This is a genomic window from Burkholderia sp. 3C (assembly GCF_054589155.1).
Genome location: NZ_BAAILN010000096.1, coordinates 162,258 through 170,055 on the forward strand (window position 1 = coordinate 162,258; position 7,798 = coordinate 170,055).

At 68.3% G+C, this 7,798-nt stretch carries 7 protein-coding genes; 3 read left to right on the plus strand and 4 right to left on the minus strand.

All coding sequences use genetic code 11. The features are described from left to right. The 3 genes from ACYP33_RS20415 to ACYP33_RS20425 all read right to left on the minus strand — a co-directional run bounded on the left by ACYP33_RS20415 (position 1) and on the right by ACYP33_RS20425 (position 2,974). Positions 1–1,296: a sensor histidine kinase gene (locus ACYP33_RS20415; RefSeq protein ID WP_459623648.1), complete on the minus strand. Its 1,296-nt coding sequence runs from the start codon at positions 1,294–1,296 to the stop codon at positions 1–3. Further along, positions 1,283–1,969 (minus strand): response regulator transcription factor, encoded by a 687-nt coding sequence (locus ACYP33_RS20420; RefSeq protein WP_206125961.1) that lies wholly within the window; start codon positions 1,967–1,969, stop codon positions 1,283–1,285. The genes ACYP33_RS20415 and ACYP33_RS20420 overlap by 14 nt, the downstream gene beginning before the upstream one ends. Positions 1,970–2,122: 153 nt before the next feature. Continuing rightward, positions 2,123–2,974 carry an alpha/beta fold hydrolase gene (locus ACYP33_RS20425; protein WP_414449087.1) on the minus strand — a complete coding sequence of 284 codons (852 nt, stop codon included), beginning with the start codon at positions 2,972–2,974 and terminating at the stop codon, positions 2,123–2,125. Between the two features lie 496 nt (positions 2,975–3,470). Between ACYP33_RS20425 and ACYP33_RS20430 the strand changes: the two genes are divergently transcribed. The 3 genes from ACYP33_RS20430 (at position 3,471) to speB (ending at position 6,769) form a co-directional block, all read left to right on the plus strand. Further along, positions 3,471–4,187 (plus strand): HAD family hydrolase, encoded by a 717-nt coding sequence (locus ACYP33_RS20430; protein WP_459623651.1) that lies wholly within the window; start codon positions 3,471–3,473, stop codon positions 4,185–4,187. A gap of 156 nt (positions 4,188–4,343) precedes the next feature. Further along, positions 4,344–5,579 carry an NAD(P)/FAD-dependent oxidoreductase gene (locus tag ACYP33_RS20435; protein ID WP_459623652.1) on the plus strand — a complete coding sequence of 412 codons (1,236 nt, stop codon included), beginning with the start codon at positions 4,344–4,346 and terminating at the stop codon, positions 5,577–5,579. Between the two features lie 194 nt (positions 5,580–5,773). Next, on the plus strand, positions 5,774–6,769 hold the full coding sequence (gene speB / locus ACYP33_RS20440) for an agmatinase (protein ID WP_414449090.1): 996 nt from the start codon (positions 5,774–5,776) through the stop codon (positions 6,767–6,769). A 51-nt stretch (positions 6,770–6,820) separates the two neighbouring features. Here speB and ACYP33_RS20445 read toward each other — a convergent pair whose 3' ends face one another. Then, positions 6,821–7,738, minus strand: coding sequence for a LysR family transcriptional regulator (locus tag ACYP33_RS20445; RefSeq protein ID WP_414449091.1), 918 nt, complete (start codon positions 7,736–7,738; stop codon positions 6,821–6,823). Positions 7,739–7,798: the final 60 nt, after the last annotated feature.

Genomic DNA, 7,798 nt, shown 5'->3' on the forward strand with positions numbered 1-7,798 from the left:
TCAGAAGCGCCGCTTCGGCTCGTCGGTTCGCAGGTCGATCGCGAAGCGGCAGCCGCGCCCCGGCGCGGAATCGAGCGTGACGCGCCAGCCTTGATGCTGGCAGATCCGCTGCACCAGCGACAGCCCGAGCCCGAGGTTGCCGGCGTCGGCGTGCTCGCCATGCACGAACGGCGCGAATACGCCCGCCTGCGCCTCGAACGCGATGCCCTTGCCGTCGTCGCTCACCTCGAGCGAGCCGGGCGCGGCGCGCACCAGAATGCGCGTGCCGCCGTCGGCATGTTGCAGCGCGTTGCGGATCAGGTTCGACAGCACGATGCGCAGCAGTGCTGACGGATAGCGCGGCACGGTAGCCTCGTCGCCCGTGTCGTCATCGGTTTCCAGTTCGAGCGCGAAGCCGCGCTGCGCGGCCAGCGCGCGCCAGCGGCCGGTTTCGTCGCGGGCGGTTTCCACCGCGCCGGCCATCAGGAAACCGTGCGTGTCGCCCGCGCCGCGCGACAGCATCAGGTAGGCGGCCAGTTGCTGGTCGATCTCCTTGGTGGCCGTGTGCATGCGCTGCAGCCGGCTGCGTTGCGCGTCGCTCAAGCCCGGCCCGTCGAGCAGCAACTCGGCCGAACTCGAAATCACCATCAACGGCGTGCGCAGCTCATGGCCCACGTCGGCCGTGAACAGCCGTTCGCGCTGCAACGCCGCTTCGAGCTGGTTGTAGGTTTCGTCGAATGCGGCGGCGAGCCGGCCGATCTCGTTGTCGGGATATTCGTGGGCGAAGCGCGTTTGCGGCGGCAGCGCGGGCCGCTCGCCCACCTGCGCGGCGAGCCGCAGCAGCGGCCGCACGAAGCGCCGCGTGATGGTGCCGCCGAGCATGAAGGCCAGGATCAGCGCGCCGGCCATGGTGCCCACGGCGATCCAGTGCGAGCGCTGCTGCCGGTGTTCGAACTCGGTGTAGTCGCGCAGCAGCAGATATCGTGTGGCGTCCTGATCGTCGACCATCGCGTGCCACTGGCGGCCGTCGTGTTCGATCTTGCTGAAGCCGGGCGGCAGCGCGCGCAGCCACGGCGGAAACGCGCTGCTGCCCGGTGCGCCGTGGAAGAAGCGATCCTCGCGGCCCACGTCGCGCCCGTTCAGGTATTCGTCACGAATCCGGTTGACGGCCATGCCCATGTCGATGCGCTGCAAGTGCACTTCGAGCGTATCGATGGCCCACAGCGAGGCGAGCGACAGCAGCGCGGCCACCACGACCGCCACCAGCAGGTAGGTGAGGATCAACTGGCGCGCGAGCGTGCGCCTAGGGTTCCACACGCTGCGGGTCCTGAAGCTGGTAGCCGATGCCGTGCACGGTGCGCAGCAGCGGCGCGCCGTACGGCTTGTCGATCACCTGGCGGATCAGGTGGATGTGCGTGCGCAGGCTGTCGCTGTCGGGCGGCGAATCGAGCCACAGCGCCTCTTCCAGCCGCGCGCGGTGCACCACGGCCGGGCTGGCCTGCATGAGGATCTGCAGCAGCTTGAGCGGGGCGGGCGGCAGCCGCAGCGTGTCGCCCGCGCGCGTCAGCGTGCGCGTCTCGACGTCGTAGGCGAGATCGGCCACCTGCAGCGTGCGTGCTGCCGGGCGGCGCGTGCGATGCAGCAGCGCCTTCACGCGCGCGGCCAGCTCGGCCAGCGCGAACGGCTTGACGAGGTAATCGTCGGCACCCGCGTCGAACCCTTCGAGGCGGTCGTCGAGCGTATCGCGCGCCGTCACCATGATCACCGGCGTTTCCAGCCGCGCTTCCTCGCGCAGCTTGCGGCACAGGCTGTAGCCGTCGAGCCGCGGCAGCATCAGGTCGAGCACGATCAGGTCGAATTCGTGCGCGGTGGCGAGCGCGTAGCCCTGCAAGCCGTCGAACGCGCAATCGACGATATGGCCGCGGTTGCCCAGATGGCCGGAGATATTGGCGAGGATGTCGGGATCGTCTTCGACGACGAGGATACGCATGGCGGTGCCGCGGAAGGATGCAAATAAGAATCGTTGGCGATTCTACCGTGCCGGGCGGCCTTGCGCGCGTCGATCCGGCGGCATCCAGGCAAAACGGCCGGCCCGATCAACTCGGGGCCGGCCGTTTTAGGCAGGACTGCGATGCAGTGCTGCTTAGACGTTCTGAAGAAACGCCGCCAGGTGGCGGTTGAACGCGCTCGGGCGCGCCATGTTCATGCCGTGCGAGGCGCCTTCGATCGTGACGCGCGACGCGCCGTCGATCCAGCCGGCCAGCGCGGCGGCGTTCTCGCGATACGGCTTCGGGCTGTTCTCGCCGTCGATCATCAGCGCCGGGCAGGCGATGCGGCTGGCCACCTCGGCCGAGAACGCCGGCAGCGGGTCGCGCAGTTGCATCGACAACGTGCGGGCGTTGTCGGTGGTCATGGTGCGGAAGCCTTGCGGGCTCTTTTGCCAGGAGCCGGCGCGGCTGACGGAATCGACGAACAGTTCGAGGCCCGCATCCACTTCGCCATTGGCGATCAGCGACACCGCACGCGTGCGCAGGCGCTTGGTTTCGAGCGAGAGCGTGGTGGGCGTGGAGGCTTCGATGCCCGTCAGCGTGCCGCCCGGGTCGCACAGCGTGAGCGAGCGCACCAAGTCCGGGAAGCGCAGCGCCACCTGGAACGCGACGCTGCCGCCGCGCGAGTGGCCGACCAGGTGCACGGCGCCGGCGTCGAGCCCGCGCAGGAACTTGCCCACTTGATCGGCGTGGTTGCTGACGCTGAAGGCGGGCAGGTCGTCCGACGGCTCGGCCGGCCAGTAATGCGTCAGGCTCGGCGCGATGCAGGTGAATTGCGTCGCGAGGCCGGCGAGCTGCGGTTGCCAGAATCGGAAGTCGCACAGCGAGCCGTGCACGAACACGACGACATCGCCTTCGCCCGTCTGGACGTAGGGCATCTTGATGATGGGACCGGGACCGGGAAGGTCCAGCGATACGGGTGCGGCGAGAGAAGCGACGGGGTTCACGATCAGTTTTTGAATAGTTCCGGGCGCAATGATAATGGATTTCCCTGATATGCCCACCCGGTGCCAAAAAACCACAACGTGGGAATGTCCGTGGCCGGCGCGCTCGTATTTCTCTCAAGTATTTGAATTTATTGTATTTATTTGAATTTCTCGGGCTCGCTTCGGTGCGGGAATGATCGCCCTGATTGTTCTAAGATTTTGTAGTAATAAGCGTTTGCAAGGGGCGGTTTGTCGCGGATGGCGGTTGAGGGACGGTCTGGAAGGTAAAACGGGGCAGGATCAAGGCTTGCTTTTACGCCGCCGAACCGGGCGCGTCTCCACGGCGCAACGATGAATCGATAGGAAAACGTAATGTTTGGTGCGAGGTGCGGCGACACGCTGCACGGCCGCGCCGGTTCGCGCCACGTTCTACAATCGGGGCCGCTGCACACGTTGCGCACGCAATCGCTTTGCCCGCATCCTCGTCACCTCCTCATCCGCCTGCCGCCCTACCGCCATGCCCAATTCAGACCTGCCCGACACCGGCAATCCCGTCCGCTCCACCGGCGCACCGCTGCCGTATCGCGCGATTCTGTGGGACATGGACGGCACGCTGTCCGACAGCGAGCCGCTGCATTACGCCTCCCTCGTGGCCGCGCTGCGCCACTTCGGCGAGGAGCCGGACGATGCGCTGCACGCGCAGACGTTCGGCATGACCGGCCGCGCCTCGTACGAATTCTGCGTCGAGCGTTATGGCCGTGCGTTCGATTTCGCGACGTGGTCGCAGGTGCGTTTCGAAACCTTCATCGCGAGCCTCGGGCAACTGCGCGCGCGCGAGGGCGCGCTCGAACTGTGCCGCGCGGCGCAGCACGCGGGCCTGTATCAGGCGGTGGTGTCGAACGCCGGGCGCAACACGCTCGAATCGGGCATCGCCGCGCTGGCGCTCGGCGAATACCTGACGGTGGCGGTGTGCGCGCACGATGTGGCGACCGGCAAGCCCGCGCCGGACGGCTATCTGCTGGCGGCCGAGCGGCTCGGCGTGATGCCGGCGCAGGCCGTGGTGGTGGAAGACAGCCCGCTCGGCGCGCAGGCCGGGGTGGCGGCCGGCATGCGCGTGCTGGCCTGGCTCGAAGCGGGCAGCGAGGCGAGCCTCTACCCGGAAGCCGCGCAGATCGTGCGGACTTCGAAACAACTGGCGGCGGCGCTGGGCCTGTCGATCGACGACGCGGCCTGAGCGCCCGGCCCGCGGCCCGAAACCGAACGTCCGACCCGTTGCCGCTGGTGCAACGAACGGCGATACTCTCGTTCGCCGATTCACCCGCTGCCAGGCCGAGGCGTTCGAAACGCCGCGCCGGCCGGATCGAAGCAATAACAGAACAGAGGAACAAGCATGGACGTATTGGATGTGGTGATCGTCGGGGCCGGGCATGCGGGCGCGAATTGCGCGGCCGAATTGCGCAAGGCCGGTTTCGACGGCAGCATCGCGCTGCTGTCCGACGAGGCCGAGCTGCCCTACGAGCGGCCGCCGCTGACCAAGGATTACTTCACGGGCGAACGCGGCGGCGAGCAGATCCGCTTCCGCACCGCCGAAGCCTGGCTCGAACGCAATATCGACGTGCGTCTGTCGCAGCGTGTCGAGGCCATCGAGCCGGAGGCGCACCGCGTGCGCGTGGCCGACGGCACCACGCTCGGCTATCGCAAGCTGGTGTGGGCCGCGGGTGGCGCGCCGCGCCGTCTGGCCTGCGAAGGCGCGACGCTGGCCGGCGTGCACGTGATTCGCGGCAAGCACGATATCGACGGGCTGAAGGCCGATCTGGCCGGGCGCGAGCATGTCGTGATCGTGGGCGGCGGCTACGTCGGCCTCGAAGCGGCCGCGTCGCTGACCAAGCTCGGCGGCGTGCGCGTTACGGTGATCGAGGCGCAGGACCGCTTGCTTGCGCGCGTCGCGGGCGCGGCGCTGTCCGCGTTCATCGAGGGCGAGCATCGCGGGCGCGGCGTGGAGATCGTCACGGGCGCGCAGGTCACGGCGCTGAAGGGGCAGGACGGGCGCGTCACGGCCGTCGAGCTGGCCGACGGCCGCTCGATCGCCGCCGATGTGGTGATCGCCGGCATCGGCATCGTGCCGACCGTGCAGGGCCTGCTCGACGCGGGCGCGCAGGGCGGCAACGGCGTGGTGGTGGACGAGCAGTGCCGCACCAGCCTGCCCGATGTGTACGCGATCGGCGATTGCGCATTGCGCGTGCATCCGCTCGTGACCGGCAGCGCGCTGCGCATCGAGAGCGTGCCGAATGCGCTCGAACACGCGCAGATCGTGGCCGCCTCGATCGTCGGCAAGCCGCAGCCGAAGCCGGGCGTGCCGTGGTTCTGGTCGACCCAGTACGACCTGCGCATCCAGATGGCCGGGATTCCCGATGGTTACGACGAGGTCGCCGTGCGCGGCGACGTGGCGGCCCGCGCGTTCGCCGTGTTGTACCTGCGCGGCGGCCGCGTGATCGCGCTCGACGCCGTCAACGCCACCAAGGACTACGTGCAGGGCCGCGCGCTGATCGCGGCCGACGTGACGCTCACGCGCGAACAGCTGGAAGACCTCAGCGTGCCGTTGCAGGCGCGCATGCCGGCGGCCTGAGCCTGCCGCCTCCGGTTCGACGCAGCGCGCCCGCCGTGCCGCGTCGAACCGCTTCCCGCCTTCCGAGCCCGCCTCCGAACCCGCCTTCCGAGCCGTTCACTTCGGCAATCGCCGAAACGAGCTTCGCGATTCCGGTATTTTTCCCGTACCGTCGCACTTCTACACTGGCCCGATCCCCTAGATACGGAGCCACCATGTCCACCAACGCCTACGACAGCGGCCGCCTGAACCTGCCGTTCGTCGGCATCTGCACGTTCGCCAAATCGCCGCTGTGTCTCGATTGGGATCACATCGACGCCGATATCGCCGTGATGGGCGCGCCGTTCGATTGCGGCACGCAATGGCGCGCCGGCGCGCGCTTCGGCCCGCGCTCGATCCGCGAAGCGTCCACGCTGTTCTCGTTCGGCCACGGCGGCGCCTACGATTTCGAGGACGACGTCACCTATCTGCCGGCCGAGGACGTGAAGATCGTCGATATCGGCGACGCCGACATCGTCCACACCAATACCGAGCGCAGCCACGACAACATCGAGTTCGGTGTGCGAAAGATTCTCGAAGCGGGTGCGCTGCCGGTGGTGATGGGCGGCGATCACTCGATCAACATCCCCTGCATCAACGCGTTCGCCGGCCAGGAGCCGTTCCATATCGTCCATATCGACGCGCACCTCGATTTTGTCGACGAGCGTCACGGCGTGCGCTACGGCCACGGCAACCCGCTGCGCCGCGCGGCCGAAAAGAGCGTGGTGACGGGCATGACGCAGATCGGCATCCGCAACGTGTCGTCCACGGCGCGCGAAGGTTATGCGCAGGCGCGCGAGATGGGCTCCGACATCATCTCGGTGCGCGACCTGCGCCGCCTCGGCATCCAGGGCGTACTCGACAGGATTCCGAAGGGTGTGCGCTACTACCTGACGATCGACATCGACGGCTTCGATCCGTCGATCGCGCCGGGCACCGGCACGCCGAGCCACGGCGGCCTGCTCTATTACGAAGGGCTGGAGCTGTTCGCCGGGCTGGCCGCGCAGGGCGACGTGATCGGCATCGATCTGGTGGAAGTGGCACCCGACTACGATCACTCGGGCAGCACGTCGATTCTGGCCGCGCAACTGCTGCTCAACACGCTCGGCCGCGTGATGCACCAGCGCAAGCTGCGGCGCGCCGAGGCGGCCAACGCCGAGGCCATAAAGTAAGGCACCCGAAGTAAAAAATCAGGCGGCAAACCGGCGGGGCCGGGTTCGCGCTTACCGCGCGGCCGGCCCCGCCAGCACATCCGCCGCTGCGATCAGGCATTCGCGGAACGCTTGCACCACGCGAGTCGGCTCGGCGTTCTTGCGCGTGACGATGTCGAAATCGAGATGCGTGGCGTAGCGCGCCGGATCGATGCGGCGCATCAGCCCGCCATCCACCCACGGCTTCGCGTAGTGCGGCGGCAGGAAGCCGAGGGTGTTGCCCGACAGGATCAGCATCGCGCGGCCCTCGACGTTGTCGACGGTGGCGGCGGCCTGCGGCAGGCCCAGCAGCGCCAGTTCCTGCTCGGCCAGATACGAGCGCGCGGCGAGCCGGCACCCGGCCAGCTCGGAGGCGGGCACCTGCCCGTCGGCGCGCGCGGCGAGCGGGTGGGTGGCCGCGCAATACAGGCCCTGTTCCTCGCGATAGAGCGGCGTGTAGGTGATGCCCGGCGTGCGCGTGGGGAACGGCCCCACGGCCAGATGCAATTGTCCGTCGAGCACGTGCTGGACGAGGCTGGCCGGCGCGGCGATCTGCAGGTCGAGCCGCACTTCGGGCGCGCTTTGGCCGAACTCGCGAATCGCCGGCAGCAGCGGCGAATGCAGGTCGGTCAGCGTGGCTTCGATCAGGCCGAAGCGCAGCACGCCCTGCAGGCGGTTGCGCACCGCGCCCGCTTCCATGTGAAAGATTTCGACCGCGCCGAGCAGCCGTTGCGCGGCATCGTAAAGCCGCGCGCCGTCGTCGGTCAGCCGGAAGCCGCTGCGGCCGCGCTCGCACAGCCGCAGGCCGAGGCGCGTTTCCAACTGCGCCATGTATTCGCTGATGCCTGAGGCGCCGATGTTCAGCGCCGATTGCGCCGCGGAAAAGCCGCCGCACTGCGCGATGGTCGCGAAGATGCGCAGCAGCTTGAGGTCGGTATCCTGGATTTGCACGTGGGTCCCTCCTGCACGATGATCGAAGCCCGGCCGCGCAACGGCGCGGCCGGGCTTCGT

Excerpts from the sequence above, each read along its gene's own strand:
- ACYP33_RS20420 (WP_206125961.1), bottom strand. The coding sequence starts at position 1,969 with ATGCGTATCCTCGTCGTCGAAGACGATCCCGACATCCTCGCCAATATC.
- speB (WP_414449090.1), top strand. The coding sequence starts at position 5,774 with ATGTCCACCAACGCCTACGACAGCGGCCGCCTGAACCTGCCGTTCGTC.
- ACYP33_RS20430 (WP_459623651.1), top strand. The coding sequence starts at position 3,471 with ATGCCCAATTCAGACCTGCCCGACACCGGCAATCCCGTCCGCTCCACC.
- ACYP33_RS20435 (WP_459623652.1), top strand. The coding sequence starts at position 4,344 with ATGGACGTATTGGATGTGGTGATCGTCGGGGCCGGGCATGCGGGCGCG.